This window comes from Streptomyces sp. RLA012, from assembly GCF_056270325.1.
In genome coordinates this window covers 17,170-43,082 of the sequence record NZ_JBWDPA010000005.1, presented here as the reverse complement: position 1 = coordinate 43,082, position 25,913 = coordinate 17,170, and the positions used below count along the sequence as shown (strand labels likewise).

Below are 25,913 nucleotides of genomic sequence, written 5' to 3'. Positions count from 1 at the left end.
CCGGGCAGCCTCGCGGGTTTCCAGACGGAGGTACCGATCTCCGCTTTGAGGACTACGAACCAGTTTCCGCAGCAGCATTTATTTTCTGTGGCAGAGCCGACACGTCCCATCGACTGCCTCACTGTGCAACTGACGTATCTCGGCTCCGGAATCAGTCACTTGTGTATTCGCTGCCAGCGGTCGGTGTGCATGATGCAGTCGTCCTCCAGGCCACCGCGTCCGGCCGCATCCGCAGGCGGCGGCCGGCCTCGCCGCGGTGGTGGCCGGCCGTCGAACAGCCGATCACCTCCGCGTCCCCGAGATCGATGCAGGTCATGGACAACTTCCCTTCCAGGGTGACGAGTTCATCATGTCACCAACCAGCCGCATCCAGGGGGGGGGGCGCGGTGAAGTCCAGGCCGATCAGGTCGGCGGCAGAGCCCCGCCCGCTTCGCCTGCCGGGTCGGGCCCCGACGCCGACGACGGGTGATCCCGACGATCCGGTGCGCGCATCAGCCGCTCGACCCTTCTTCGGGTTCACCGCCCGCCCGGCCCGCCGCAGGGCGAGTGAATCCGCGGGGGCCGTAGGCGCCGCGCGACCCGGCGTGGAGCACTCGGATCTCGTCCACGAGGCGCTCCTCCTCGCGCCGTGCGGCCCGCCGCGCCGACGCGGCCGCGTGGTGCGCGTAGTAGGTAGACGCGGAACTCCCAGTGCACGGTACAGCAGCGCCACGCGCTGTGACCTGCCAAAGATGGCTGTCCAGATGCCTTCTCCGCGTCGATGAAGCGGCACCGCGCGGCGGTGTCTACCTCATCATCGGCCTCTACACGAACCCGCCCGACGGTGCGACGGTGATCTGCGCCGACGAGCTGGGGCCGGTGATCCCGCGGACCTTCCCGCCCGCACCTGCCTGGTCACCGGACGGGCACCGGATCAAGGCGGAACTCGACTACAGCCGCGGGCCGGAGAAGACCTGGGTCTACGGCGGTCTGCGACCAGCCGACGGCCAGGCAGTCACGATGACCGCATCCTCCCGGAACAGCGTCTTCTACCAGCAGTTCCTGCAACTGCTCGAGGACGCCAACCCACACGGGGAGATCTGGATCGTCACCGACAACCTGTCCAGCCACAACAGTCTGTCCACCCGGACCTGGCTCGAAGACCATCCCCGCATCCACCACGCCTTCATCCCCGTCGGCGCGTGCTGGCTCAACCTGCAGGAAGGCTGGTGGCGCATCTTCCGCGAAGCCGCCCTCGCCGGCCGGTCATTTGCCAACCCCGACGACATCGAACACGTCACCACCCTGGCGACCAGCCAGCTCAACTCCCGGGCCAACCCCTGGATCTGGGGCAGACCCACACCGCCAACCCGCCGGCTACGGCGCCGATATGTGTACACCGTTTGAGGAATCCAGCACTAGCCTTACCGAAGCCGCATAAGCCCGTGTCCAGGATCCGGGGTCAGGGCCCCCTGCCGTCCTGCCCCCGGCGCCGGTACAGGTGGTTGCGCCCGCCCCTGCTCCGGCCGCCCCCGCGGCCCCCGAGTACCTGGAGCTGGAGTCCTCCTCGGCCCCCGAAGAGGAGGTTCCAGCCTCCAGAGGGGAGGCTGTTGAGGAAGCGCAGGGCACTTCGCCGAGGCCTACCAGGGGGTGGATCGGCTCGGGCCCAGGCAGAGCCCACGGCTTCGCAGTTCGCTGCCTTCCTCCGGGACGAGTACGGCATCAGCACCGCGGCGGCGGTCACTCTCCTGACGAACAACGAGGCCCCTGCTCCGAGTCCTTCAGCAACGCTGTGCACCACCGGCCGGTCCCGTGATCGCCCCGGGCGATACGGAAGGTGTTCCAGAAGAAGAGCCGTCGTGGGATGAGTTCTTCTACAGCGCATGGCTCGCCTACGCGGGAGAGCATGATCAGTACCCCGATGCCGCCGCTCTCGCCGCGTATGTCTTCCAGCGGGACGGCATCACCGGGGCTACCGGCCAGCCCCTCATGGGCGAGGACCTGGAGGACTTCGTCGCCGCCTTCCAGGAGCGGGAGTTCGGTGACGCTGGGCCGCCCGTTGGGGAAGCAGCTGCTGGCTTTGGCGAGCAGTTGCCTCCCGTGCCGTCCCCGAGCGAGTCTGATCCCCAGGCCGAGCCCGTTGCAGCGGGGGCGCACGCTGCACAGGAGACGCGCGGCCCGAAGGTGAATGCCGCCATCGACGAGCACGCGGACGAGCAGATACCGCCCCAGCCTCCGGTCGAGAAAGGCGGCCTCACCACCGTCGATCGCTACTACCTCGCATGGGTGGAGTACCAGCAGCAGCGCGGTGGCGAGCCCAGCGGTGATGACCTGTCGAAGTACTTGGGTGAGAAGGGCGTGGTCGGCCGCAACGGCCGGGCCGCCGCTGCGAGCACGCTACGCCGCTACCTCCTGCCCTTCCGGATCTACAGCGTCTGGGCCGAGCACCGAGTGCGCAGTGAACAGCCCTCGTTGAAAGCCGTCGCCGAGGGCCTGCGCAGCCCGGGGAATCACCCTCCAGTACAACGAGCCCATCACGGCGGCGACCATCGCAGAGCACACCGCAGACTTCGAGCGCCGCTGGCACGCCGTCATCCGCCACCGCACCGACGCCACTGCGCAATCACGCTGAACAGATGCGCCGTGCGCAGCCCACCGTGATCACTGGGCAACGCCCATCGCTGTCACCAAGGAGGGACCCGCATGCCAGGACCGGCAGCGGGAGGCCCTGCTGGTCGAGTGCAGGGCGCGGAGTATCGAGCCGCCGGGCCGGACCCGGATGGAGAAGGTGCTGGTCACGGCCCGCAACCGGTGGGAGTGGGTGTTCTGTGCGCGAACCACTGAGCGCCTGGGCGAGGTCGGGGTGACCCGGCTGCTGGCGCTGGTGGCGGAGGGCAACGAGGGCGGCGCCGAGCTGATGGCGCTACTCAAGCGGGACCCGGGCGCGGTTGGCATGGATTCTCTGCTGACCGAGGTCAACAAGCTGAACGACGTGCGCAGTGTTTTCGGCGGGCATACACGGCCAAGAGGGCCCGGCCGGTCCCGCGACAGCAGTCGCCCCGGAGCGGCCTTGGCCGGGGCGGCTCAGCCCAGATAGAAGTTCCTGCGGGCGGTCACGAACGCCTCGATCGACTGGGCGGGGATGCCCGTCACGCGCTCGACGCCGTCGGCGGTGCGGTTGTAACGGTTGTCCCGGTGCAACTGGGCCATGGTGGCCACGTGCTGTTCGAGATGCGGCGGCATCCCCAGCTTCGGGAGCTGGGCCTCCCACCTCTCCGGGGGCACGTCCACGTAGGTCACCGGTCGTCCCAGCGCCCGCGAGAACTCCTCGGCCAGCTCTGTCATGTCGACCGAGCGGGGCCCGGTCAGCTCGTAGACCTGCCCGATGTGCGGAGCTGGGTCGCGGAGCACGGTGGCGACGACCCGGGCGACGTCGTCCACGGCGACCGGCGAGGTGCGTCCGGTGCCGAACGGCAGCGCGATCGTGCCGTTCTCCTGAATCGACCGCGCCGCCATCGCGGTGAACAGCGGAGTGTCCAGGAACGCCGTCGGCCGGATGTGCACCACAGGCAGACCTGACCAGTCGAAGACCTGCTCCGCCAGCCAGTGCAGCCGCTGCTGGTGCGACTCCTCGGTGCTGGTGGCGGTCATCTGCGACACCGTCATCTGCGACAGGTCGACCAGGGTCTCCAGCTTCCCGTACTCCCTCGCAACGGAGGCCACCACGGTCGCCGCCAGCAGATGGTCCGGCGACACGCGCATGGCGAAGTACATCCGCGCCACGCCCTGCAGCGCGGCCGCTACCGTCTCGGGCCGGGTCAGGTCACCGATGACGACCTCCGCGCCGAGCGCCCGCAGCTCAGCCGCACGCTCGTCCTCGCGACGGACCATGAAACGCACTGGCACATCCTGAGCACGCAATTGCTCGAAGACCGTACGGCCCACGCCGCCGGCACCGGGGATAAGAACAAGGTTGCTGGCTACCATCAGTCGATCTCCTTCGGAGTAATGGAATAACTGAGTTGAGGTGTGATCAGAGCGTCAGCGGAGCTGTCAGCAAGGCGTTGGCCGTGGCGATGTCACCGCTGATCCGGGTGGCGGTTTCACTGGGGTCTCCAGTGCTGTCGGTGGTTCTGCGATTGCCGGGCGGAGGAGGTCAGCGGCACCGAAGTCGGCACAGGCCTCACCCGCGCGGGAGCACTCCTTCGAGGCGTGTCGACCATCGGCTCGGACAGTCCCTCCTCCGGCGAGGAGCCCGGCCGCAGCATCGCGCGACAGCATCGGCCCCACGATCAGATCGCCGAGCAGCTCCAGATCGACGTCGCCGCGGATCTCCCCGGTGTCGATGCCGCGCTGCAGCACCCCGAGGACCAGGGGCCGGCGGACCAGGATGACGGTGTCGCGGTAGAGCTGCCACAGCTCGGGCGGGTAGGAACTGCAGCACGACGCTGCGCAGCACGGCGGAGTCCCGCTTGGCCGGCCCGCACCGCCGGACGAACTCGACGAGCAGGACCAGGTCGTCCCGTAGGCTGCGGCCCGGCAGCTCCGGCGTAGGCTCGTCCAGGGAGATCACCGTTGGGCTCAGACGGTCTGGCGCTGGGACTTGTCACCGGCGGCGGTCACGGCGGCGTCCTTGCCCGGCAGGAAGACCAGCACGACGATTGCGCCGACCAGGGCGACGGCCGCCGACCCTGTCGCGGTGATGTGCATGGCATGGATGAAGGCGTCGTTCGCGGGCTGCACCAGTGCCCTGCCGGCCGGTCCCAGCTTGTCGGCGACGGCCAGGGTCGCCTGGACGGATTCACCTGCGGCGTGCCGGTCGGAGGCGGGCAGTACGCCCAGGTGGCCGTCGATGCCGTTGCGTGGTAGGTGGTGGACAGCAGCGACCCCAGCACGGCGACCCCCTATGGCCCCGCCGACCTGCCGGAAGGTGTTGTTGACTGCGGATCCGGAGCCGGCCACTCCTCGCGGCAGCGACGACATGGTCATGACGGTGGCGGGCGGCATCACATGGGCCATCCCCGTACCCATCAGGAAGAACAGCACCTCCAGCACCCATATGGGGGTGTCCTGGCCGAGCAGCAGGAAGCCGGCGAAGGCCACGGCGGTCAGGACGAGGCCGGTGGCACACACGGCTCGGGCACCGAAGCGGCCCACGACCAGCCGGGCCCGCGGCGCGAAGAACATCTGGGAGGCGGCCAGCGGCAGCACGAGCAGACCGGACTGCAGGACGCTGTAGCCCCGAACGCTCTGGTTGTAGAAGACGCTGAAGAACGTGACGCCCAGAGGGCGAAGAAGACCAGGCCGATGGCGGCGACGGACGCGGAGAACCGCCGGTTGCGGAAGTAGGTGACGTCGAGGGCCGGATGGTCGCTGCGGGCCTCGTACACCACGAAGCCGGCGAGGACCGCCAGGCCGCCGAGGATCGTCGCCCAGGACTCGGGCCGGGTGAAGTCGCCCAGCTGGCCGCCCTTGATGATGCCGTAGACCAGCAGCGCCAGACCGACGATCGACAGCAGCACACCGAACGGGTCGAGTCTGCCGGGCCTGGGGTCCTTGGAGTCGGGGACGATCGCCGCCATCGCGGCCATCGCGGCGACCACGATCGGCACATTGACCAGGAAGACCGAGCCCCACCAGAAGTGCTCCAGCAGGATGCCGCCGGTGATGGGGCCGGCGGCGATGGCGAACCCGACCACACCGGTCCAGATGCCGATGGCCTTGGGCTGCTCGTCGCGCTCGAAGACGTTCATGATGATCGCGAGGGTGGCGGGCAGGATGAAGGCGCCGCCGAAGCCCATCACGGCGCGGAAGGCGATGAGCTGCCCGGAGGAGTCCGACAGCGCGGACAGCGCGGATCCCGCGCCGAACACCAGCATGCCGAAGAGCAGCACCTTCGTGCGGCCGAGCCGGTCACCGAGCAGACCCGCGGTGAAGAGCAGTCCGGCGAAGACCAGCGTGTAGGAGTTGACCGCCCACTCCAGCTGGCCCTGGGTGGAGCCGAGTCCGGTGGGAGCGGGCTGGGCGATGGTCTTCATCGCCACGTTGAGGATCGAGTTGTCCAGCATCACCACCAGAAGGCTGAACGAGAGCACGGTCAGGATGGCCCAGCGCCGGCGGTGGACCACCTCGGAAACGCCTCGTCGCTGGGCAGGCGGCACGGGCGCCGCGGGCGTCGAGGACTCGGTGGGGATAGGTGGCGATGCCACAGGGGTCTCCAGTGCTGTCGGTGGTTCCGCGATTGCCGGGCGGAGGCCGTCGGCCTCCGCCGGTGGGGGCAGCGCAAGGCCCTGACTGACCTGCCGGGTGATCTCATCGCGTCAGATAGATGTCGCTAGTAATCTAAATGGAAGCTAGGATAGATGGCAAGCGACATCCATCTGAGGAGAGTGATTCCGTGGGCCGCGTGTCCCAGGCGCAAGCACAGGAGAACCGGCAGCGCGTCGTAGCCACCGCCTCCCGGATGTTCCGCGAGAAAGGCACCGCGGTCAGCGTCGCCGACCTGATGAAGGCCGCCGGGCTCACCCATGGCGGGTTCTACAAGCAGTTCGCCTCCAAGGAGGACCTGGTCGACGAGGCCATCGCCCACGCCTTCGCCGAGCAGGCGGCACACTCGGCGGAGGCGCTCGAGGAGCACGCCGGGGAGCACGAGGCCGCACGCCGGACGCTGATCGAGGACTACCTCTCGGTCTGGCACCGCGATCACCCCGGGAGGGCTGCCCCGTCTCCGGATTCGCCGCGGACCTGGGGCGCGAGCCCGACCAGGCCGCCCGCGCCCGCCACGTCTACATCAACGGGGTACGCAACCGCGCCGCCCGGCTGGCCACTGGCGACGACGACGGCATGGCCCAGTTCTGCACCATGGTCGGTGCCCTCGCCCTCGCCCGGGCCACCCGGGGCACCCCGCTCTCCGAAGAACTGCTGCAGGCCGCGCGCGCGGCTCTCACCGAAAGCGGCACCGGGCAGTCCGAACCGCAGCAGCGCACGGACTGACCGGGGGCCGGCCCACGGTGTCGGCCGCCGCCACCATGAAGGGCCGGGCGATGTTCGGGATGCTGTCCGTACTCGCCGAGCTCCAGCGCGAGCTGATCGTGGCGAACAGCAACGACGGCCTTGCCTCGGCGCGGGCCCGCGGCTCGGTCGGCGGGCGCCGGCCCAAGCTCACCGACGACCAGGCCGCGCTCGCCCAACGGCTCTACGACGAGCGGGAGAAGACCGTCCAGCAGATCGCCGACATGTCGAGGTGCCCGTACGCCGTCGACCTCGGTACGCCGAATCACGGACCGCCGAGCTGCTGCCGCCGACCACGATGTCGACCTCGCGGTCCGCGGTCTTCTCGATCAGTCGGCTGCCAGGAGGCAAGGACCGAGTCCGCTCCGACAGGCCCTGCTGGTCCAGTTCCAGGCGCCGCACATCCGCACGGGTCTTGAGCCGGCGACAGCCGAGACGCAGCAGATACCTGCTCGCGGCTGTCCCCGCAGCGACCCCGATCGTCACCGGATCCATACCCACTCCACTGTGCCCTGGCAGCGCGCCGGTCGCGCCGTCTCTCCCCCTTAGAGAGCCCGGCGGTAGGTGTGGCGAATGGCCGTGTGACGACCCGGAGGCAAGACAGGCACGAGCCTGGGTGATCATGGAGTTCTTGACGCTCGGTGATCACCGGAGGACTGGTGCCTGTCCTGCCATCATGCCTGCTCGAACCCCTGTGGGACCAGTTCGCAGCGCTGCTGCCCGAGCATGTCGATACCCATCCGCTCGGCTGCCACAACCCGCGCATCCCGGACCGGATTGTCTTCGAGCGCGTCATCGCCGCCCTGGTGCACGGCTCCGGATACGAGCGGATCGCCGACCGCCAGTGCTCCGACCGCACCATCCGACGCCGCGTCAAGTACTGGTCACAGCTGGGCATGGCCGAGCAGGTCCACGGGCTGGCCCTGCAGGCGTACGACCGCATGATCGGCCTCCAACTCCATGAGCTGTCCGTCGACGGGTGCATCACCAAGGCTCCCTGCGGCGGCGAGAGAGCCGGACGCTCCCCGGTCGACCGGGGCAAGCAGGGCCTGAAACGCTCAGTGGCCACCGAAGCCCGCGGCGTCCCGATCGGTCTCGTCTCGGCCGGGGCCAACCGTCATGACTCCCCGCTGCTCGTGCCCACCCTGGAGGCCGCGAAGAAGCAGGTCGGTGTGTTTCCCGAGCAGGTCAACGTCAACTTGGACCGGGGCTACGACAGTGACAAGACCCGAGCCGCGCTCGAGGAACTGGGCTTCACCGGCGAGATCGCCCGCAAGGGCGTGCCCGCACCGATCCAGGCCGGCAAGAGGTGGGTCGTGGAGCGGAGCCACGCATGGATGAACGGCTTCGGCAAGCTCCGCCGCTGCACCGAGAAGCGCCAGTGCGTTGTGGACTTCTACCTCTACCTGTCCGCCGCAATCGTCACGCTCCGCATGCTCATCCGCCGCGCGACCCCGCTCTACCGCTGGGACGGACGGTCCACCACCAAGAGACTCGAGTGACGCCTGCTGACGGGCGTCCGTCTGCGTCGGGCGGACAAGCACTGCCGCACGCCTGGGGAAGGCGCGCTGCTCAACGAGGGCAGGGCCGCCCGCGCTCCTGGCTGTGGCAGCCGTGGTGATGATGGCGTCGAGCCGGTCCCGGGTTTTCACCAGGGTGCTGACCTGCGCATCGATGCGGCCCCGCTCGGCCGACAGCCGGTCGAGCAGCTCGGGGGTCACGTCACCGGTCTCGACACAAGGCAGCAGCTCCACGATCGCCCTGCTCGACAGCCCTGCGGAGTACAGCTGCTGAATCAGCTGGACGCGGTCGACCGCGCTGTCCGGGTACTGCCGCTGGCCGCTGGGGCTGCGCACCGAGGCCAGCAGGTCCTGCTCTTCGTAGTAGCGCAGTGCCCGCACGCTCACGCCCACCCTTGAGGCCAGCTCACCGATGCGCATCAACACCCCCTCTGTGACCTGGATCACATTTCTTGCCTCTGACGTCAACGTCAGGTTCTAGCGTAGCCCGCGAACAGCCCGGACAGGAATCACCTCACCACTGCCAGGAGACTCCCCATGAAGATCACCGGTTCCGTCGCCCTCGTCACCGGCGCCAACCGCGGCATCGGCAGGCACTTTGCCCAACAACTCCTGCACCGGGGCGCCACCAAGGTCTACGCGACCGCGCGCACCCCGCCTCGTCGACCTCCCCGGTGTGGAGGTACTGCGGCTCGACATCACCGATCCGGCCTTCCCGGTCGCCCGCTGCGGGCGCGGCCTCGGACGTCACCCTCTTGATCAACAATGCGGCGTCTTCACCCAGCAGAACCTCGTCACCGGGGACCCCGAGAAGATCCGGCTGGAGATGGACACCAACTACTTCGGCACCCTCAACGTGGTCCGGGCGTTCACCCCCGTCCTGGCCGCCAATGGCGGCGGGGCCATCCTCAACGTCCTGTCGGCGATGTCCTGGCTCGCCTACGACGGGGCCAACGCCTACAGCGCGGCGAAGGCGGCGGCGTGGAGCCTCACCAACGGCATCCGCCTCGAACTCGCGGGCCAGGGAACCGCGGTGACGGGCCTGCACCTGGCCAGCACCGACACCGACATGATGGCCGGGTGGGACGTGGAGAAGAACGACCCCGCCGATGTCGTGCGCGCTGCCCTCGACGGTATCGAGGCCGGGAAGATGGAGATCCTCGCCGACAACAACTGCGTCCAGCTCAAGGCGGCCCTGTCCGCCGACCCGAGCGTGCTCTATCCGCAGGCGGTTCCCGCCGCCTGACCCTTCAGCAGCCGCCCGCCCGGCCAGGCTTCAGCCGACGTTCGAGGATCTACGGATCAGCCGGGCGCGGCCTTGCCCTCTCTGTCAAAGTGACTCAAGCCAGATATACTGGATGATTCATTGAGTCGAGGGCGGAGAAGGAGGAGTGCCCGTAGTGGGCCGGCCACCAACGACCACGGGGCCCCGGATCCGCAGGTGACACCCCGGTCGACCGGGCAGCGGCGGTACTCGGCGGAGTACAAGGCGAGGATCCTGGCCGAGTACGAGACGCTCGACAAGCAGGGCAAGGGTGCCCTGCTGCGGCGGGAGGGTCTGTACTCGTCGCTGATCACGAACTGGCGCCAGCAGCGGGGACAACGGCGCGAAGGCGGCGCTCGCCGCCCCCCTGCGGGCTGGCCGAAGGCGGATCCCAGAGAGAAGGAGATCGCCCGGCTCGAAGCCGAAAATGCCAGGCTCCGCAGCGAGTTGGGCAAGGCCCGCACCGTCATTGAGGTGCAGGGAAAACTCTCCGCGCTGCTGGATCAACTCGCCACGGGCAGCGACGGGACGACGGGCGAGAAGCCGTGACGGCAGCGGGAGGGGTCTTCGAGGCCGCCCGCGCCAAGGCCCTGGAATCGCTGTCGTTGCTGGTGGGACGGGTGCAGGCGTGCGCCGCGCTCGGCCTGAGCCGGGCGACCTGGTATCGGCACCACGGCAGGTCCCCGGCTCCGGTGCGGCAGAGGCGGGAGCGCAAGCGGCATCCGCGGGCTCTGACAGAGACGGAGGAGGCGAAGGTCCTGGCCGTGCTGCGCTCGGCCGAGTTCGTCGACATGGCGCCTGCCGAGATCTGCGCGGTGCTGCTGGACCGCGGCATCTACCTGTGCTCGGAGGCGACGATGTACCGGATCCTGCGCAAGCACGGCGAGGTCCGCGAACGGCGCCGGCAGGCCACGCATCCGCCGCGCAAGAAGCCCGAGCTGATCGCCACCGCACCCAACCGGGTGTGGTCGTGGGACATCACGAAGCTGAAGGGCCCGGTCAAGGGCAGCTATTTCTGCCTCTACACGATCATCGACATCTACAGCCGCTACACGGTCGGCTGGATGGTCGCCGCCTCGGAGAACAAGGAGCTGGCCGAGCAGTTCCTGTCCTCGACGATCGCCAAGTACCCCGTCCGGCAAGGCAAGTTGACGATCCACTCGGATCGCGGTTCGCCGATGATCGCCCACAACGTCGCGCAGATGCTGAACAACCTGGGTGTCACCAAGTCGCACTCTCGGCCCAAGACGTCCAACGACAATCCGTACTCGGAGAGTCAGTACAAGACCCTCAAATACCGGCACGACTTTCCCGGGCGGTTCGGCTGCATCGAGGACGCCCGCGCCTGGTGCACCGGTTTCTTCGACTGGTACAACCTCGCCCACCGGCACTCCGGAATAGCCATGCATACCCCCTTCGACGTGCACTTCGGCCTCGCCGACCAGCTCCGCGAGATGCGCGCCGACGTCCTCACGAGCGTCTACCGCCAGCACCCCGAACGATTCGTCCGCGGGGCACCCGAACCACCGAAACTCCCCGAGGCCGCCTGGATCAACAAGCCCGCCGACCTCCGACACGACGATCAAACGATCCCGGCACAGGGATAGAACGATCTACCTGCCTTGATCGCGTTGACAGGCTCCGCCGTTGCCCGCCGTGGTCGGCAAGGCGTCCTGCTGGGCATGCCACGCGTCCGTCAGCCCCTGCCCGACCTGCGTCCTGCGAGGCCCGCATGACGAGCATGAGCGAGGGCCGTTCCGAGCAAACCGCCCGGCGTCGAGAGCGAGTCCTCAAGGCGATTACCGCAGCCGTCGGGGCCGGCGAGGAGGTCACCGTCTCGGCGATCGCCCGAGCGGTCAGGGTCGACCGGTCCTTCCTCTATCGCCATCGTGACCTGCTGGAGCGAACCCATACCGCTGCCCTAGTCCCTTCGCCGGACTCAGGGGCCGCAGCAGTCACCCGGGCATCCTTGCAGGCGGACTTGGCGAGCGCGCTGGAACGCAACTCCCGGCTGACCCTCCGGGTTCGGCAGCTGGAACGCCGGCTCTCCGAGTCCCTGGGTGAACAGGTCTGGCGTGACTCGGGCCTCGGGGCCTCTGTCGACATCGACCAGCTGCAACGACAAATCACCACTCTCCAGCAGTAAGCGGTGGATCTGCAGAGTCAGCTCGACGAACGAACGGAAGACTTGAAAGCAGCCCAGGCAGCCAATCGTGAACTCACCCGGGCACTGAACCGACCCGTGTGATCGGCGTCATTCCCGAGCAATTCGCCTGTCCTTCGGGAGCAGTTGTCGGCGTACACCTGACTGAATGTACTCAACCGGGTACAGATGAACGTGCTCGTCCCGGTGTTGCCGTACCCGAGGCCGGCGCACCGTGATCGTTGCCAGGAGGGCATCCATCGCATCGGTGCTGTCAGCAGCTTGTCGTAGGGTCCCGGCAAGAATCCCCCGTCCTTCGGAGTCCTCGTGCCGCAGCTTGCTCGACTTGTGACCACGATCACCGCCCCTCTGGCTTTCTCGGGAGCCGACGACGCCCCGTACCTGGAGTGCCGGCCCGCAACGCGGCTGCTCGTACAGCGAGGGGACACGGAGCTGATCGTGCAAGAGCTCAAGCCGCTGGCCGCGGCCTCGACCGTCCGCTTTCCGGCACCCTGGCCGCGCCGGTTCGGCGGGTGCGCGGTGTCGCCTGCTGGTGATCTGGCTGTCTTCGCGGGGCTGCACGCGCTGCGGGCCGTCGACCGGTCGGGGAGCGTGCGGTGGGAGCTGCGGCACCGCTGCTGGGCGGGCTGCGTGGGGCACGCGGTCTTCACCGAGTACTGTGACGACCGTGACCACCGGTACGCGAGCAACGGCTCGGTCGCCTTCTCCGCGGACGGCGCGCTCGTGTGGGCCCACATCCACGGCCCCTTGGCGCACGGGGAGCCCGACCGCGACCGCGGAGCGGAGGAGTGGCTGGTCATCAACGCCGTGGACGGCACGGTGCTCGCACAGGCCCGGACGCGGACGGCTGCTGCGGGTTCCGTCCACGTTCCGCACCCGGACCCTGGCCAGATGGGTCTGACCATCGGAGAAGGACAAGAAGGCTCCCCGCTGCGATGGGGACGCTGGGACGGCCACGCCCTTGCCATTGATCGCTTCGACGACGAGGACCGTGTCCTGCTGGCGGTGAGCCCCACCGGTGACCGCCTGCTCACCGTTACCCACGACCAGGACACTCTTGCCATTCATCGGGTCATCGACGGCTCGCTGGAAGCCGAGCTGAGTGCGGCCGCAGTTCCCCGGCATCCCGCGGTCGAGACCCAGGACGACGAGACATGCGAAGACGACGGAACACAGGCGTTCTTTCGACTACGAGGGAGGCTTCCTCAACGAGGACACCGTCGTCGTCGGGACAGTCGAGAGCGACGAGGAGCTCGGCGCGGGCCGGCACTGGCTCGTCGACGTGGTCGGCATGCGGCTGACCGACCAGCTCACCTACCCCTTCGAGGTGTCCGGTCTGCCCAAGGCCCTCAACGACGGCACCTGGTACACCGTGTCCGGCACCGAGAACGCCCTTCACCTTTGGTCGCTGTAGCGGTGCTTCCAGCGATCGCGCACGCCCGACGCTGAGCACGTTCACCTGTACCCGGCCGAGCACACACCCGAGTACGCCGACAGCAGTCGGCTCCTTGGGACACTGGTGCGACTCGGTATCTTCAGGGGGCGGGACGTGAACCGACGGCATTTCGGGCTGGTATGTGTGTTGATCCTGGCGCTGTCAGCCACTACGACAGGCTGCTTCGGCCAGTACTCGCCCTGCCCAGGGGGCGAGCGTCCACCGGGTCTCAGGAGCCAGGACTTGATCGGCACCTACCGAAGTCCGACTGGATCTCTGTCTCTCAATGGCGACGGGACGTTCACCGCGGTCGGCTGGCCTGCCAACCTCGATGGTGCCACCGGCGACCCCCGTCAGAGAACGGGCAACGGCACGTGGGAGCTCACCGCTGTCGGCGATTCCGGCTATCTAAGCCCGTTCACGTTCCACAAGATCAGTGACCACTGGGACAGCCAGGTCAAGGGCGGTTACGGCAGCGGCGTCTTCGTCGGCGGAAGCCGAGACGACCCTCGCTTCTACGAGTACGTCGGTGACCCCGGCCTGCGACCTCAACACCTTCACGCTCACCAAATGAGCAGCCTCCATAAGCGGTTTGCCGAGTGCCCGAACCTCCGCATCACGGGCGGATGATCGCCATGCGGCGCGCAAGCGCGCTGATCGAGCACGTACTGGCGCGCGAGGAAACCGGTTCGGCGCATGCCGAGGCCCATCCCGTGGTCATCTGGAAAGACCGGCGGCCGCCTGAACTCACGGCCGGTGGCGCCATTTCGTGAAGTCGATCGGCCACGGAACTGAGACTGGCTGGTCAGCCTGTTCACTCGTTGGGGTGAACCACACGCGACAGGTTCTCCACGGACAGTGTCTTGGTGGCGCGGCCTTCCTGCCACCTGGGTCGTGCTGGAGTACGAAACTTTCTGCCGTCACGATCAGTGTTCGTCGTAGAGATGGTGAAGTTGTTAAGGACCTGGGGTGGTCAGCTGCTTCGCTTGATCTGTTGCGCTCAGCCGCTCCGCGGCGGACGTTCCGCTGGGTGGCAGCCGCTGTGTGATCCGGTCGAACAAGTCCGTCAGCGGTTCGCCGACGTCCTGACCGAACTCGGTCAGCCCGTAGGTGACTTGGGGCGGCGTCGTCGGCTCGACCTCCCGCCAGACCAGGCCGTCCTGGACCAGTGCGCGCAGTGTCTGAGCGAGCATCTTCTCGCTGATGCCCTGGATGCTGTCACGCAGCTCGTAAAACCGAAGGTCGTTGCTCCGCAAGGAGATCAGCACCCAGATACCACACCTGCGGTCACGCGGTCGACCACGTCGCGCGCAGGGCAGTCGGTGTGGAAACACCTCACTGTACTGCTGCCCGCCTCGGCCTGCGTCAGCTGCGCGCCTTCCCCCATGTCCGGAGCTTACCTCTGGGTATGTTCTTACGGAAAGTAAGCCCGACTCCTAGCGTCAATTGCCGCAGTGCACAACGGACTAGGAGCTGAACATGATCGTGGTGACCGGGGCTACCGGGAATGTGGGCCAGCCTCTGACGCAGACCTTGGCCGAGGGGGGGCGAGCAGGTGACAGCGGTGTCGGGCACGCGGCGGTGCTGACCCGGGGTCCGGCACGTGCCGGTGACTTGGCCGAGCCGCAGGGTCTCACTCCCGCGATGGACGGGGCGAAGGCGTGTTCCTCCTGCTGTCGGCGACCTGCACGCCCCCGAAGCTAGGCCGATCGATACATCATCGATCCTGGCCCGCGGCCAGCGGGGTCCGCCGGGTCGTCCTGCTGTCTTCGCAGGGCGTGGCGACCAGGCCGCTCGGTCCGTCGCGGATCGCGATGCGCGCGGTGGAGGACGCGTTGAGAGAGTCCGGCCTGGACTGGGCCGTCCTGCGACCGGGCGGCTTCGCCTCCAACGCCTTGGCCTGGGCGGAGTCCGTCCGCACGCAAGGGATGGTCGCCGCACCCTTCGGCGACGTCGGGGTTCCGATCGTCGACCCGGCGGACATCGCCGAGGTCGCGGCGGCCTGTCTGCTGGACGACCGGCACACCGGCGGAGTCTTCGAGCTGACCGGGCCCGAGGTGATCACGCCGCGTCAGCAGACGGAAGCCGTCGCCGCCGCGCTCGGCTCGCCGGTGCGGTTCCACGAACTCACCCGCGAGGAGGCCAAGGCCGCAATGACCCAGTTCGTGCCGCCGGAGCTCGCCGACGACACCCTGGACATCATCGCCGCCCCGAACCCCGCCGAACTACGGATCAGTTCGGACGTGGAACGAGTCCTCGGCCGCGCCCCGAGCCCCTTCAGCGACTGGGTCGCCCGTAGCATCGCCGCTTTTCGCTGAGGCACAACTCAGCTTAAGCGCCGGGCAACTACGTGCCCTAGGCCGCAGGCGACCCCGAGGCCACTCCCGCCACCAGTCAGAACGACGTTCACCGTCCGCCCGATGCAACCGCGCGCGGTCAGTCGAGGATGCGGAGTGCCGGCCCGCTTTTACGCGGCTGGCTGGCGGTGCGAAGCGCACCGTCCGTAGCGCAGCAGCGCAACGCAGGTTGGGTTCACTGGCCGGGGGCCGCCGCGCCCATGCCGCCGACGGTGGAGGGCGACGACCGGCGCGGAACGTCGGGCGCACGGCTGCAGCAGTCGGCTTCTGGACGGGCCGGGGCCTGGCCGCAGTCGGTCTCGCGGCCGGGGGCGTGGTGACCGAGCGGCAGGCCGAACTGCTGCTGGGGGAAGGCCGGCACCCGGACGCCGACCGGATCGAGCGCGAGCGCCTGGATGCGGGCAAGAGCCCGGCTGAGGCGCGGCGGGCGACGGTGCTGGGCAGGCCCATCGAGCACAACCAGTCGGAGCGCACCGAGAAGGCGAAGGAACGGTCGCCCTGGCTGGCGGGACTGACGTCCCATGGATGGTGCCCGTCACGAAGCATGAGGACGGGTAGGTGAATGGACGCTCGGGTTCGGGTGACGCCTGCACTGCTGAGCCGTCGTCGGCGAAGACCAGCGGGAGTTCGAGCTGGTGCAGGGTCCAGGCCAGAGCTACGGCGGTGGTGTCGTGGCCGGCGATGAGCAGGGTCATGGTGCGGCCGCGGATCTGCTCGTCGCTCTGGACGGCTTCGCTGGGGTCCGTCGGCGGCCGGGTGATGAACGGGGTGAATGACCTTGTGCAGACCCCTAGGCATACCGACTAGTCGGTACTAGCCTCTGGCCACGCTCTCGGAGCCGGGCGCAGCGCGCCCCCGTCGCCCCGACACAAACACCCGGTTTCCGTATCCCCAGGAGGAACCGTATGTCCGCCACTCCGACGGCGTTCGACGCCGACAGACCCACGCCCGATGGGCCCGCCGTGGACGCCCGCGGCCCGCTGGCCTGGCTGTACCGCCGCGACCTGGCGGACTACCCGCCCACCGGTCGCCGCATGGCGTATCTCGCGATTGTGGTCATCACCACCGTCGTCCTGTACTACATGCTGTACATCCAGTACGCGGTGGCGACGTCGATCATCACGCACTTCGACATGACGTACCGCTACTTCGTCTGGGTCTCGGTGATTGGCAACGCGATCGGGGCCTTCGCCTCGCTCGTGGCCGGTCTTGCGGATCGCTGGGGCCGGGCGAATCTGGTGGTCTACGGGCTGCTGATCGCCGCGCTGCTGGTCTTCTTCGGGCTGCCGAACGCGGCGAACAAGACCACCTATCTGGTGCTCTTCGCGCTCGTCAGCTTCGTCGAGGGCATCGTGCTGGTCGCCACCCCTGCGCTGATCAGGGACTTCTCCCCGCAGCTCGGCCGGGCCACCGCGATGGGGTACTGGACGATGGGCCCGGTCATCGGCTCTCTGGTGGTCACCACCGTCACCAGCAACACCCTCGACAGCGCCACCTGGCAGGACGAGCTGCGTTATTCGGCGATCGCCGGGTTCGTCGTCTTCATCGTCGCGATCTTCGCGCTGCGCGAGCTGTCCCCGGCGCTGCGCGATCAGATCATGGTGTCGCTGCGGGACCGGGCGCTGGTCGAGGCGCGCGCCGGGGGCTGGACACCGAGGTGGTGCGCCGCGGCGAGTAGCGGCAGATGACGCCTGGACGTTCTGGGCTCGGCCTTCGCCATCGCTGTGTTCCTGCTGCTGTACTACGCGGCGGTCGGCAACTTCGTCGTCTACTTCGCGACCACCTTCGGCTACAGCGAGCAGCCACCAACGCGCTGGCCAACTGGTACTTGGGGGCGAACGCCATCGCCCTGGTCCTGGTCGGCCTGCTCTCGGACCGGCTGAAGGTGCGCAAGCCCTTCATGATCGTCGGCGCGGTCGGCTCCGTCGTGGTGACCGCGATCTTCGCCACCCGCGCCACCCACCTGACGACCGACTACTACACCTTCGCCTGGCTGTTCATCGGCATCGGCGTCTTCAGCGGCATCGCCTACGCGCCCTGGATGGCGAGCTTCACCGAGACTGTGGAGAAGCACAACCCGGCGGCAACCGCGGCGGGCCTGGCAGTGTGGGGCTGGACGGTGCGCATCGTGGTCGCCGTCTCCGCGGCCTTCATCCCGGTGCTGGTGACTTCCGTGACCCCGCTCGTGGAGCACGGCACCGAGGTCAAGGCCGCCTCGGTGCAGGCTGCGCCCGCGCTGGCCATCGTCAACGCGCACCCTCAGCTCTTCGCCGAGCTGAACAAGTACACCCCGACCACGGTGCCGCCCGCGCGCTGGGCGCCCGCGCCGTCAAGGAGGTCGGTGCGGAGAACCTGGGTGTCGTGCAGAAGGCGGCGCCGCAGCTGAAACTGCTGCTGCAAGAGTACGGCCCCGAGGTCCAGAAGGCGTCGAAGGACGGGCCCGGCGAGTGGCGCAACTGGTGGTGGATCTGCGTCGGCGGCCAGGTGCTCTTCCTGCCCTTCGTCTTCGTGATGGCAGGTCGCTGGAGCCCGAAGAAGGCGCGTGAGGACGCCGAGGCGCACCAGCTAGCGGTCGACCGCGAACTGGCCGCCCTCGCCGCCGCCGAGGAGTGACCGGACGCGGAGCCGGCCGGCCGTGGACGGGCCGGCCGTCTCCGTGGTCGCGTGTGTCGGCACCATCGGTGCCCGCAGCACACCAGGGGGCGGACAGTGCTTCCACTGCGAGGGGACCGGGCGTGCCCGCACCCTGTGGGAGCGGTCGTTGTCAGCCAGCCACGACGTCGCGTAGTTCCCGTACAGCACGCTCGCGGTGGTGCTGGGCGGGGATCGCCTCGAACAGGTCCAAAGCGCGGCGGCGGACCAGGCCGGTGCGGTAGTCCGCGGGCAGCGCTGTCAGGGCGGCGACCGTACGACGGCACGCCTGCTCGGTGTCGCCGTCGTGATGGGAGCACGCCGCGGCGTCGATGTTCCAGGGTGCGGGTCAGGGTGCTGGTCGGCGCGGACAGCTCCAGCGCCCGCTGCTGGCTCTCCCGGGCGCGGCGGGTGTCCCCGAGCGTGGTGAAGGCGTGGCTGAGGTGTACGTGGTGCTTCTGTTCGCCGTACGTCAGCCAGGTGTCCGACCGTTCGCTCTCGGGGAGCCGGTTCATGAAGGCGTCGGCGGCGGCGAGCGCGGCGCGGGCCTGCTCGGGCTGGTGGTTGAGGGCGTAGGCGCGGGCGGCGACGGCGGCCGCCAGCGTCGCGGCGGCGGTCGGCCGGGTGCTGGCGGAGTGCCGGGCTTGGTCGGCGAGTTCGGCTGCTGCCCGCGGTGCGCCGTAGTTGAGCGGCACCATCGCCTCCCGAGCGAGGACCCAGGCGTGCAGCTGGTCGTCGCCGGATTCGGCGGTGGCCCGGGCGGCGGTGGCGAACCAGGCGCGCGACTCGCGGCGGCTGCCCAGATCATGCAAAACGATCGCGGTCATCCCGGCCATCTGCCCGGCCGTGCGGCACAACCTGGCCCGGACCGGGGCGGGCTGTGGGACGGTGAGCAGTGGGCGCAGGGTCGTGAAGTCCGTGACCAGGTCGGCCAGTACGCGAGTGGGTGCTTGTCCGTGGTAGCCGTATCCGTAGCTTTCGGCTGCGGCCTCCAGGTCGGCCATGTCCTGGGGAGTGTCGGGGGAGAGGGTCTGGTCGACGTCGGTCCGGGCGGCGGTGAGCGCGGCGAGGGCTGGAGCGGTGAGGCCGGCGGCGAGCGCGCCGCGGATCAACCCGGGGCCCGGGCCCTCGCCGAACACGAGAAGGCCCAGGCATTCCCGGAGGCCGTCAAGGCGGCCCACGCCGACTTCGCTGCACTCCGCCAACGCTCAACAACGACTCCCACCAGCGCCTGACCGCTTCGCTACTGGCCGTCCAATCCTCCAATCGCTACCGCCAAGACCCGGTCGGATCCTCCCCGAGTGATGGTGGGTTCGATGCGGCCCAGCACCTCTGGGCTCGTGCCGGCGCGGGAGCAGGCCGTGCGGCCGTGTCACGGGTCTGCTGTGTCACAGGTCTTCGGCGGCGGCCCGTCGGACCTCGATGATCGGCAGCAACTGGCGTCGGGTGGGACCGGAAGGGGTGGGGACGTCCGTGAGGCGCTCCAGGAGCCGGTCTATGGCGACGCGGCCGTCCTTGACAGCTGCCTGTTCTTCGTCGGTCAACGGGATCGCGGCCCGCATGCGCTGGAGGTTGTCCTTCGCCTCCAGGAGCTGGGCCTTGCTGGACTCCTTGGGCGTGTAGAAGTCGCAGCGGGCACAGGCCATGCGGTGCGGGCACTGCTCGAACAACGTGTACGTGCAGTAGCCGTGCCCCAGGTCGTAGTGCTGCCACGGTTCCCCAGCCACGGCCGCGCCGGAGGCGACAGCCTCATGGTCGACGAGGACCTCGATGGTGCGTACGTTGCGGGCGAAGTGCCCGGCGCCCTCGTACGCCTTGGTCAGCGTGTTGGGGCTGATTTTCGCGTAGTGCTGGGTGGATTCCGGAGACCGGTGTCCGAGCCACGCCTGCAGCTCGAACAGGGTCATGGGCTCGGGTCTGGTGCAGGTTTGGGTGACAGGTTCGGTCACGCGGCCTGGAGGGCCGGTGTGGTCATGACGGTCTCGAATTCGACGGGGGTCAGCCGTCCGAGCGAGGCTTGTCTGCGGCGCCGGTGGTAGGTCCGTCCGATCCAGGTCACGATCGCGATCCGCAGTTTCTCGCGGGTGGCCCACGCCCGACGGTCGAGGACGTTCTTCTGCAGCAGGCTGAAGAAGGACTCCATGGCCGCGTTGTCGCCTGCCGCCCCGACCCTCCCTGTCGAGCCGACGATCCGGTGCCGATCGAGCGCCCGGACGGACTTCCGTGACCGAAACTGCGATCCGCGATCGCTGTGCAGAATGCACCCGGCGACGTGTCCACGCCGGGCAACGGCGTTGTTCAGGGCTGTGACGGCCAGGCGGGACTTCATCCGCGTGTCGATCGAGTAGCCGACGATTCTCTTGCTGAAGACGTCCTTGATCGCGCAGAGATACAACTTTCCTTCGCTGGTGGCGTGTTCGGTGATATCGGTGAGCCACAGCCGGTTCGGGCCGGTCGCGGTGAATTCACGGCGGACGAGGTCGTCGTGCACCGGCGGGCCGGCCTTCTTGATACTGCCGCGCTTCTTGCCGAACACGCTCCACCAGTTGTTGTCCCGGCAGATCCGCCACGCGGTCCGGTCGGCCATGCCGGATCCCGCGCTGCGGGCTTCGTCGGCCAGGAATCGGTAGCCGAACTCCGGATCCCCGCGGTGAGCGTCGAACAACGCGTTCGCGCGTGTAGCCTGCTCGAACCCGGCATCGGTCACCGGCCGTTCGAGCCAGCGGTAGTAGGGCTGGCGGGCAAGATTCAGGACCCTGCACGTGACCGTGACGGGAATTCCGCCCGTGGCCAGCTCTTCCACGAGCGGGTAGATCCTTTTCCCGGCAGATGCGCCTGCGACAGGTAGGCCGCGGCCCAGCGCAGGACCTCGTTCTCCTGCTCCAACAGCTTGATCCGCCGACGCGCTTCCCGTAGTTCCGCGTTGTCCTGGCTGGTCGTTCCGGGCTTTGTCCCGTCGTCGATGTCCGCGCGGCGCATCCATTTCCACAGCGTCATCGCGTGCACTCCGAAGCTCGTCGCCGAACTCTTGCGCAGGGCCTTTGTCGTCGCTCCTCCGTGACCCGGCTGTGCAGCCCGTAGGTGCCCGAACGCGTCGTTCCCTCCTGATCGGTGATCCAGGGGGCGTGCATCGGGCGGTCGCACGACCGGGTCTCGGACATGCGGAATGGCCGTGCGGCCTGGGCACGGGGAAAGTTCTGCAGTCTTTTGTTTAATTCACTCCTTGCCTCGTATTAGAACCGCCAACTATGTGTCGGTAATTCACTCCCGGCATGGCAATTTCAGTCTCTCCAGCAGTCTTTGATGCAGTGTCGAGTGCCAGTAGGCCCGCAAGTCAGGCAGGCGCTCCCGCACCGGGAAGAGGCGTTCCGGCAGGGTCAGGTACGCCGCGTCCGCACTGCCTGTGGACCACTTCGACTCTTCCTGGTGTGCCACACACAGCACCGCCGCAGGCACCGGCAGCCGGATGTTCTCCTCCGCGCCGGTGTCGTCGTCCAGCGGCGGGGGAGTGCTCCAGGCGAGAGCAGGTCGGTCTGGTGCGGTGAACGTGATGGAGTACGGCAGCATGACGACGAAGAGGAGCTCCGGTTCCGGGGCGGGCATCAGGCGGGCCCTCTTCAGTTTCTTCAGCCAGCCTCTGTCTGGCGCGACCCACCTTCGTTCCACGGAGTCGCGGTCACGCTCATGGTGCGCATGAGCTGCAGGAACCAATGATCTTGTGCCTCGTTGGGGGCTCGGGGTGCCCGCGCTTCCAGTACGGCCGCACTGGATCCGTCGGCTGTCATCAGGTCGAGCTCGAACCGCTCGTGCCAGGTCTCCCGGTACTGCTGCCAACCGGTGTCATCACGGGGCACGAACCAGACTTCGCGCACTTCGCCAGCCGGCACTCCCTCGGGTGCCCGCCCGTTAGCATCGGCCCGCTGGTTCCCGTCATCCGCTGAGTCCGCGCCGGATGCCGCATCCTCGGGCCGGTCGCGGGACTCGCCCTCCGTCGGTCCGTCGGGACTGGCCGGTTCTTCCCCGGCCGGTGCCTCGGTCTCGGCAAGTACCTGAGCCCACCGCTCCTCCAGCTCCTCATCGGAGTAGGAGGGGAACGGACCGCCGCCATCGCGGAAGGCGCGGAACTCCCGCAGGACGGTGAGACCGCATTCCGTCTCTTCAGCCCCGGGACCGTCCCCGAAGTGCAGCTCCGTCATGGCCATGTTCTCGTCTGCGTCCGGGTGCTCGTTCGTCATCGCTGCTCCTCTCCATCCCGCTGGACGATCTTGGTGACCCGGCTCATCAATCTGTGCCGGCGAACGCGTTCGGTGCCTTCCGTGAGGCTGAGTTCGTGCGCGCATGAGTGAATATTCCAGAGAACAGTATGATTCGCGTCAATTAATAAGTGGATTCTGGTATTATGGTGGTGAGTTAAGCGTCCTAGGAGGGTGAGTGAGTCAGCCGCACGAAGAGGCCGCGATGAACGCGACCGAAGCCCGTACAGAGCTCTTCGCCCTGGTGAAGCGCGCCGAGGAGGACGGGGTTACGGCGCTGATTCATAAGCGGGAGGATCGCGCTCTGCTGGCACCGCTGGACCGGTTTCCGGCAGCCCGGAAGGCCGATGCATTCCCGTCCCACGCGCTGAGTGCGGCGCAGAAGGACCTCGGCGAACTCATCACACTGGCAGCTCAGGGTCAGCCGCAGGTGCTCCGGCGGGGCCGTACTCCAGTCGCGGTGCTGCTGCCCGTCGACACCGACTCTCGTACCTACCCGTTAGATCCGACCGTGGCCATGGGCGCGGCACCCGCAGGAGGCGCGGTGAACAGCCAAGGCAATCAGGAACGCGGCAGCGCGCCGCGCAGACTCGCCACGCTGGGCGACGCCATCGGCGCCGTGCTCGCCTCCGGCCCGACCGGCGGCCCCACGTTCGGACTGCCCGGGCTGGACGCTGCGACAGGTGGTCTGCAGCCGGGGCGGCTGACCCTCGTGGCGGCCGCCCCGAACGTCGGCGGAAGTCTCCTGGGGCTGGCCGCCGCACGCACGACCGCGCTGGTCGACCACCGTACGGTCCTGTACGCGGCGTCCGGACCGAACCGGGACGACGTCTTCCGCCGCATCCTCTCCGCGGAGACCGGGGGCGACTACCCGCGTCTGAAGCAGGGACGCCTCACCGACTACGAGCAGTACGTCGCCCGCCAGCTGATGCAGGCCGGCGACGTACTGCTCATCGATGACGGCAGCAACCTGACCGCCGAGGACATCGCGGAGACCGCCCCGCACATGAAGGGCCTGGCCCTCGTGGTCGTGGACCGCCTCCAGACCGGCCACAGCGCTCGCCTGCCGCTGTCCGGGAACCGGCTCCCCGACGCCTCCCAGATCCTCTCCGGCCTCGCGCGCACCCTGCACGTGCCCGTACTCGCCGTCGTCGACAGTGACGACCCCACGCTGCTCGGGCTCCTGGACGCCGACGTCGTGATGACGCTCACCGCTACCGCGGACCCCGACAAGGTCCAAGTCACAGTGGCGGAACGTGACTTCGGCGTGATCGGCTCCGCCTACCTGCGCCCCGACCTGCTGCACGCCCGTTTCCTCGACGCAGGAGCCGCCCCCGTCGCCGGGACCGGCAGCGAAGATTGGAGGCTGCACACCACGCCGGTGGAGCGGGAGCTGGCAGACGCGGCGCTCCCCTACACTTCCGGCGCCCAACAGGGACTGCCGTCCGCTCTCACGCACCTGCTGGCCGCGCTGCGCACCGCACTGGCAGCCGGCGACCAGGCGGCGATCGACAAGCTCGCGGCATCCCTGGCGCAGGCTGCTGCCGCGCCGCCGCAGATGCCGGACACCGCCGAAGGTCGTCGTCTCGCGGCCGCGCTGCACGCCTACAGTGCCCCCGCCCCCGCCGGCGCCACCGCGCAGCCTTCTGCCACTGAACCCGCCCGCCCCGCCGCCGACAGCGGCACCGTCTCGGACGCGGACGACGAGGTCCGGCGGGACGACGATGACGGCCTGGTCCCAGGGGACGAGGAGGACGAGCCGCAGGAAGCCGTGTTCCCGGCCTTGCGGATCCTCAAGGACTCGGTGACCCGTTCGAAGATGCACCCGGTCCCGGTCATCCGCACCGAGGACCGGGAGGACGGCCCCTGGCCGTTGATCAGCGAGGACATGGACGGCGAGCCCCGCTGGGTCCACCCCGACGTCACCAGCACCCGCGTCGCCCACACCCGGGACAACGGCAAGCGGGTCCGGCGCGACCAGCTCGACGTGCCCGCCTCCTTCGGGGACGGCGTGCTGTGCCTGATCGACCGCAACGGCTCCTTCCCCTCCGCCTGCTCGGCCGTCCCCCTCGCCCCGAACAAGCTCCTGCACACCGGCCCCCTCGACGCGTTCGACAAGACCAAGGCCGGGATCTACCAGATCGACATCCCGGAATGGAACTACCCGGGCATGCCGCACCCGCTCGGACGGCTCACCGACCGGCCCGACGACCAGGGCCGCGTGTGGGTGACCACCCCGCACATCAAGCAGCTCGAACGCCTGCACCGCGACGGCCACCTCACCACGCCCGTCACCATCCACGACTCCTGGACGGGCAAGGCGAACGAGTCGCTGTTCAAGCCGTTCTACACCGCGGCCCGCGAGGCCCGCACCCAGCTCATCCAGGCCGGCGGTGAACCGTACAAGAACTACAAGACCCGCCTGTCGATCGCACTGCGCCTGCTGTGGCCCAAGCGCCCCTCGCAGCGCTCCCCGTTCTGGCGGCCGGACTGGCGCATGAGCATGGTCGCCGAAGCATCCGTCCGCCACTGGACCGTCGCCTTCAAGGCCGTCCAGGAAGGCCACACCCTCGTCGCCCTGCGCAACGTCGACGCCGCCGTCTTCTGGACACCCCCCGGCACGCCGCCCGCCACGTACCGGATCGGGACCGGCTTCGGCGAAGTCAAGGCCAAGTTCATCCAGCCCGGCGAGTTCATCCCCGAAGGTGACGACTGATGGCCGGACCCACAGGCCGCGGCGACTCCCTCGGCGCCGCACTCAACGACCTCCTGCGCGCCCAGGTCACCCCCCGCCACCGGCTGTCCTCCTACAGCGCCAAGCACTGGCACGCCCAGCTCAGCCAGCTCACCGGGACCAGGCGAGGTTGTGAGGCCCTGGAGAGCGCCGGCCTCGACGTCAAACCGGACACCCTGTTCAAGTGGCTGTCGGATCCCGAGTACAACGTCCGCCGCAGCTACCGCGACCTCATCCACACCGCGTACGAGAACGTCGCCATCGTCCCTGCCGACCCCATTCCTGACCACGTCAGGAACGGCCAGTTCGAGATCAGCGGCAAGGTCAAGACCGGCAACGATGAGCGGGATCGCGGCACCCGCCGCGCCGCCCCCCTGCGGATCGACGGACGTCGCGGGGACTGGAGCGAGATCGAGACGCTCTGGCTGGCCGGTGACCTGCGCGACGACGACTTCGAGGACCGCTTCATCGACGACGTCATCGTCGCCGACATCGGCGAAGGCACCGACGGCTGGGAATTCAACGGCGACTCCTACGCTGTTGAGCTCAGGTGACTTGCCGCCGA

22 protein-coding genes and 8 pseudogenes are annotated in these 25,913 nt (G+C 68.5%); 19 read left to right on the top strand and 11 right to left on the bottom strand.

Annotated features, from left to right (window positions below; translation table 11 throughout):
- Positions 1-717 precede the first annotated feature (717 nt).
- The 3 genes from RV986_RS53850 to RV986_RS53840 all read left to right on the top strand — a co-directional run bounded on the left by RV986_RS53850 (position 718) and on the right by RV986_RS53840 (position 3,076).
- The gene (locus RV986_RS53850; protein WP_475924983.1) at positions 718-1,386 is read left to right on the top strand and encodes an IS630 family transposase; all 669 of its coding nucleotides are present in this window, start codon (positions 718-720) and stop codon (positions 1,384-1,386) included.
- Between the two features lie 405 nt (positions 1,387-1,791).
- Positions 1,792-2,640, top strand: coding sequence for a hypothetical protein (locus RV986_RS53845; RefSeq protein WP_475924982.1), 849 nt, complete (start codon positions 1,792-1,794; stop codon positions 2,638-2,640).
- Between the two features lie 118 nt (positions 2,641-2,758).
- On the top strand, positions 2,759-3,076 hold the full coding sequence (locus tag RV986_RS53840; RefSeq protein ID WP_475924981.1) for a hypothetical protein: 318 nt from the start codon (positions 2,759-2,761) through the stop codon (positions 3,074-3,076).
- Here the strand turns inward: RV986_RS53840 and RV986_RS53835 are convergent.
- From RV986_RS53835 to RV986_RS53825, 3 genes and pseudogenes are all read right to left on the bottom strand, one after another.
- A complete protein-coding gene (locus RV986_RS53835) occupies positions 3,064-3,966 on the bottom strand; it encodes an NmrA family NAD(P)-binding protein (RefSeq protein ID WP_475924980.1) in 903 nt (300 codons plus the stop codon). The genes RV986_RS53840 and RV986_RS53835 overlap by 13 nt on opposite strands.
- Positions 3,967-4,032: 66 nt before the next feature.
- On the bottom strand, positions 4,033-4,353 hold the full coding sequence (locus RV986_RS53830; protein WP_475924987.1) for a hypothetical protein: 321 nt from the start codon (positions 4,351-4,353) through the stop codon (positions 4,033-4,035).
- A 207-nt stretch (positions 4,354-4,560) separates the two neighbouring features.
- Positions 4,561-6,173, bottom strand: a pseudogene (locus RV986_RS53825) (MFS transporter).
- Between the two features lie 203 nt (positions 6,174-6,376).
- Here RV986_RS53825 and RV986_RS53820 point away from each other — a divergent pair.
- The 3 genes and pseudogenes from RV986_RS53820 (at position 6,377) to RV986_RS53810 (ending at position 8,492) form a co-directional block, all read left to right on the top strand.
- Positions 6,377-6,972, top strand: a pseudogene (locus RV986_RS53820) (TetR/AcrR family transcriptional regulator).
- A 17-nt stretch (positions 6,973-6,989) separates the two neighbouring features.
- A complete protein-coding gene (locus RV986_RS53815; protein ID WP_475924979.1) occupies positions 6,990-7,409 on the top strand; it encodes a recombinase family protein in 420 nt (139 codons plus the stop codon).
- A gap of 240 nt (positions 7,410-7,649) precedes the next feature.
- Positions 7,650-8,492, top strand: coding sequence for an IS5 family transposase (locus tag RV986_RS53810; RefSeq protein WP_266636694.1), 843 nt, complete (start codon positions 7,650-7,652; stop codon positions 8,490-8,492).
- An 81-nt stretch (positions 8,493-8,573) separates the two neighbouring features.
- Here the strand turns inward: RV986_RS53810 and RV986_RS53805 are convergent.
- A pseudogene (locus RV986_RS53805) lies at positions 8,574-8,930 on the bottom strand (MerR family transcriptional regulator); the annotation flags it as partial.
- A gap of 117 nt (positions 8,931-9,047) precedes the next feature.
- Here RV986_RS53805 and RV986_RS53800 point away from each other — a divergent pair.
- The 6 genes and pseudogenes from RV986_RS53800 (at position 9,048) to RV986_RS53775 (ending at position 14,146) form a co-directional block, all read left to right on the top strand.
- Positions 9,048-9,756, top strand: a pseudogene (locus RV986_RS53800) (SDR family oxidoreductase).
- A 195-nt stretch (positions 9,757-9,951) separates the two neighbouring features.
- A protein-coding gene (locus tag RV986_RS53795; protein WP_475924978.1) for an IS3 family transposase occupies positions 9,952-11,381 on the top strand; the annotation gives its coding sequence in 2 pieces (ribosomal slippage) (positions 9,952-10,255 and positions 10,255-11,381; 1,431 coding nt in all).
- Positions 11,382-11,506: 125 nt separating this feature from the next.
- Entirely contained in the window at positions 11,507-11,920 is a 414-nt protein-coding gene (locus RV986_RS53790; protein ID WP_475924977.1) for a DUF6262 family protein, read from the top strand.
- 1,120 nt (positions 11,921-13,040) lie between these two features.
- The gene (locus RV986_RS53785) at positions 13,041-13,352 is read left to right on the top strand and encodes a hypothetical protein (RefSeq protein WP_475924976.1); all 312 of its coding nucleotides are present in this window, start codon (positions 13,041-13,043) and stop codon (positions 13,350-13,352) included.
- A gap of 264 nt (positions 13,353-13,616) precedes the next feature.
- Positions 13,617-14,003: a hypothetical protein gene (locus tag RV986_RS53780; protein ID WP_475924975.1), complete on the top strand. Its 387-nt coding sequence runs from the start codon at positions 13,617-13,619 to the stop codon at positions 14,001-14,003.
- Positions 14,000-14,146 carry a hypothetical protein gene (locus RV986_RS53775; protein WP_475924974.1) on the top strand — a complete coding sequence of 49 codons (147 nt, stop codon included), beginning with the start codon at positions 14,000-14,002 and terminating at the stop codon, positions 14,144-14,146. Before RV986_RS53780 ends, RV986_RS53775 begins: the two co-directional genes overlap by 4 nt.
- 183 nt (positions 14,147-14,329) lie before the next feature.
- Here RV986_RS53775 and RV986_RS53770 read toward each other — a convergent pair.
- A pseudogene (locus RV986_RS53770) lies at positions 14,330-14,760 on the bottom strand (winged helix-turn-helix transcriptional regulator).
- Between the two features lie 92 nt (positions 14,761-14,852).
- On the opposite strand from RV986_RS53770, the pseudogene RV986_RS53765 reads away from it, so the two are divergent.
- Positions 14,853-15,691: pseudogene (locus tag RV986_RS53765) on the top strand (SDR family oxidoreductase).
- Positions 15,692-15,905: 214 nt separating this feature from the next.
- Here RV986_RS53765 and RV986_RS53760 read toward each other — a convergent pair.
- Positions 15,906-16,187, bottom strand: coding sequence for a hypothetical protein (locus RV986_RS53760; protein WP_475924973.1), 282 nt, complete (start codon positions 16,185-16,187; stop codon positions 15,906-15,908).
- A 103-nt stretch (positions 16,188-16,290) separates the two neighbouring features.
- Positions 16,291-16,440 (bottom strand): annotated as a pseudogene (locus RV986_RS53755) (hypothetical protein); the annotation flags it as partial.
- Between the two features lie 195 nt (positions 16,441-16,635).
- Between RV986_RS53755 and RV986_RS53750 the strand changes: the two are divergent.
- From RV986_RS53750 to RV986_RS53735, 4 genes are all read left to right on the top strand, one after another.
- Positions 16,636-17,418, top strand: coding sequence for an MFS transporter (locus RV986_RS53750; RefSeq protein ID WP_475924972.1), 783 nt, complete (start codon positions 16,636-16,638; stop codon positions 17,416-17,418).
- Between the two features lie 140 nt (positions 17,419-17,558).
- Positions 17,559-18,116 carry an MFS transporter gene (locus tag RV986_RS53745; RefSeq protein WP_475924971.1) on the top strand — a complete coding sequence of 186 codons (558 nt, stop codon included), beginning with the start codon at positions 17,559-17,561 and terminating at the stop codon, positions 18,114-18,116.
- Positions 18,092-18,343: a hypothetical protein gene (locus RV986_RS53740; RefSeq protein WP_475924970.1), complete on the top strand. Its 252-nt coding sequence runs from the start codon at positions 18,092-18,094 to the stop codon at positions 18,341-18,343. Before RV986_RS53745 ends, RV986_RS53740 begins: the two co-directional genes overlap by 25 nt.
- 740 nt (positions 18,344-19,083) lie before the next feature.
- Positions 19,084-19,596: a hypothetical protein gene (locus tag RV986_RS53735; protein WP_475924969.1), complete on the top strand. Its 513-nt coding sequence runs from the start codon at positions 19,084-19,086 to the stop codon at positions 19,594-19,596.
- A gap of 153 nt (positions 19,597-19,749) precedes the next feature.
- Here RV986_RS53735 and RV986_RS53730 read toward each other — a convergent pair whose 3' ends face one another.
- The 4 genes and pseudogenes from RV986_RS53730 to RV986_RS53715 all read right to left on the bottom strand — a co-directional run bounded on the left by RV986_RS53730 (position 19,750) and on the right by RV986_RS53715 (position 22,596).
- On the bottom strand, positions 19,750-20,268 hold the full coding sequence (locus tag RV986_RS53730) for a hypothetical protein (RefSeq protein WP_475924968.1): 519 nt from the start codon (positions 20,266-20,268) through the stop codon (positions 19,750-19,752).
- Positions 20,269-20,306: 38 nt separating this feature from the next.
- Positions 20,307-21,382, bottom strand: a pseudogene (locus RV986_RS53725) (IS3 family transposase); the annotation flags it as partial.
- A gap of 240 nt (positions 21,383-21,622) precedes the next feature.
- On the bottom strand, positions 21,623-21,964 hold the full coding sequence (locus RV986_RS53720; protein ID WP_475924967.1) for a hypothetical protein: 342 nt from the start codon (positions 21,962-21,964) through the stop codon (positions 21,623-21,625).
- 23 nt (positions 21,965-21,987) lie between these two features.
- Complete coding sequence (locus RV986_RS53715; protein WP_475924966.1) at positions 21,988-22,596, bottom strand: hypothetical protein; 609 nt, start codon at positions 22,594-22,596, stop codon at positions 21,988-21,990.
- Between the two features lie 223 nt (positions 22,597-22,819).
- Between RV986_RS53715 and RV986_RS53710 the strand changes: the two genes are divergently transcribed.
- Positions 22,820-25,330 (top strand): DnaB-like helicase C-terminal domain-containing protein, encoded by a 2,511-nt coding sequence (locus RV986_RS53710; protein ID WP_475924986.1) that lies wholly within the window; start codon positions 22,820-22,822, stop codon positions 25,328-25,330.
- On the top strand, positions 25,330-25,902 hold the full coding sequence (locus tag RV986_RS53705) for a hypothetical protein (RefSeq protein ID WP_475924965.1): 573 nt from the start codon (positions 25,330-25,332) through the stop codon (positions 25,900-25,902). The genes RV986_RS53710 and RV986_RS53705 overlap by 1 nt, the downstream gene beginning before the upstream one ends.
- The last annotated feature ends 11 nt before the right edge of the window (positions 25,903-25,913 follow it).